The organism is Ideonella azotifigens (assembly GCF_006519715.1).
Taxonomy (GTDB): domain Bacteria; phylum Pseudomonadota; class Gammaproteobacteria; order Burkholderiales; family Burkholderiaceae_C; genus Ideonella; species Ideonella azotifigens.
On the sequence record NZ_VIDT01000948.1, the window covers coordinates 1 to 1,677 of the forward strand.

General features: G+C 67.5%; 1 protein-coding gene. It reads right to left on the reverse strand.

Features of this window, described 5'->3' with window-relative positions; translation table 11 throughout:
* A partial coding sequence (gene nifA, locus FKP22_RS29515; RefSeq protein ID WP_141291764.1) for a nif-specific transcriptional activator NifA occupies positions 1 to 1,412 on the reverse strand: 1,412 nt, incomplete at its 3' end.
* Positions 1,413 to 1,677 lie beyond the last annotated feature (265 nt).

Here is a 1,677-nt window from a genome sequence, read left to right on the forward strand (position 1 = left end):
ATAGGCGCCACGGCATCGTCCTTGTCCAGGTGATGCAGGGTCTGGGTCAGGCAGCGGTTGTGCCGGCACGGGAAAGCCAGGCCGCGGATCACCTCGCCCTGCACCATTGTGGCGGTGCGCTCGATGCAGTTCTCCAGCTCGCGGACGTTGCCTGGCCAGTAGCAATGCGTCAGCACCTCCATCGCGTCCGGTGCGATCTTGAGCTTGCGGCGGTTGTCCTTGTTGTAGCGCTCCACGAAGTGGGCGACCAGCGGGGCAATGTCGTCGCGGCGGTCGCGCAGCGGCGGCAGGAAGATGGAGACGACGTTGATGCGGTAGTAGAGGTCAGCCCGGTACTCGCCGCGCTTGACCATCTTCTCCAGGTCGCGGTTGGTGGCGCAGATCAGCCGCACGTCCACCTTGATCGAGCGGTTGCCGCCCACGCGCTCGAACTCTCGCTCCTGCAGCACGCGCAGCAGCTTGGCCTGGAACGAGGGCGAGATGTCGCCCACCTCGTCGAGGAACAGCGTGCCGGTGTGGGCCTGCTCGAAACGGCCGCGCCGGTCGCCCACCGCGCCGGTGAAGGCGCCGCGCTCGTGGCCGAACAGCTCGCTCTCCAGCAGCGACTCGGTGAGCGCTGCGCAGTTGACCTTGATGAAGGGCGCATCCTTGCGCGGCGACAGGAAATGGATGGCCCGCGCCACCGCCTCTTTTCCGGTGCCTGATTCGCCGCGCAACAGCACCGTGGCGCGCGAGGGTGCTGCCTGGTGCACCTCGCCGAAGACCTGCTGCATTTCCTTGGACACGCCCACCACGTTGTCCAGCGCGTAGCGGCCTCGTGGCTCGGGTGCCAGGGCCTTCTGCAACCGGGTGGTCTCGGTCTGCAGGCGCTGGTGCTCCTCGGTCACCGCGCGCGCCAGCACGATGGCCTGCGCCAGCAGCCCTGCCACCATGTGCAGCAGGCGCTGGTCGTCCGACAGGCGCGCATTGCCCTGGACCTCGCGCTGCGCGGCCAGCACGCCCAGCACCGTGTGCTCGGTCTTGATGGGCTCGACCTGGAAGGACATCATCTGCCCGTCGCGCTGGCTGAAGGCACCGGTGCGGTCGATGAATTCGGCCGACTGGGTGACGTCCGGCACCGTGACCGGCACGCCGGAGCGGAAGGTGCGGCCGATCACACCCTCGCCGCGATGCCAGACACCGCGCGCCAGTTGCTCACGGTCCAGGCCCACGGCGCTGTGCACCCGCAGCAGCTCGTCGTCCTCGTCGACCAGCACGATCATCGCGCGCGACAGTCCGATGTGGGCCGTCAGCACGTTGAGCACCTCGCGAAAGCTGCGTTTGAGGTCCAGCGAGGCGCCCAGGATGCGGCAGATCTCGTAAACCGTGATCAGCTCCACGTGGGAGCGATCTTCCTGACTGGTGCGGGCCATGGTCCACCTCACTCACGGTTGCGCACCGGGTGCATGCATGTCGACGCACACCGGTGCATGTTCGAACGCCACGAGGCGCAAATGCCGGCGGCGCGGGCCGCTGTGTCTCGCGCTGCAAGAAATTGGCCTGTTTGCCCTCGGCGCAGGCGCCTGCGCGCGGCTTTGGCACGCGGGCTGATGCACATCAAGGAAATGCCATTTCGCCAGCCATGCCGGCCCAGGTCACAGGCAGGCATTGGCCAATGCGAAGACCGAGTTCGGGCCG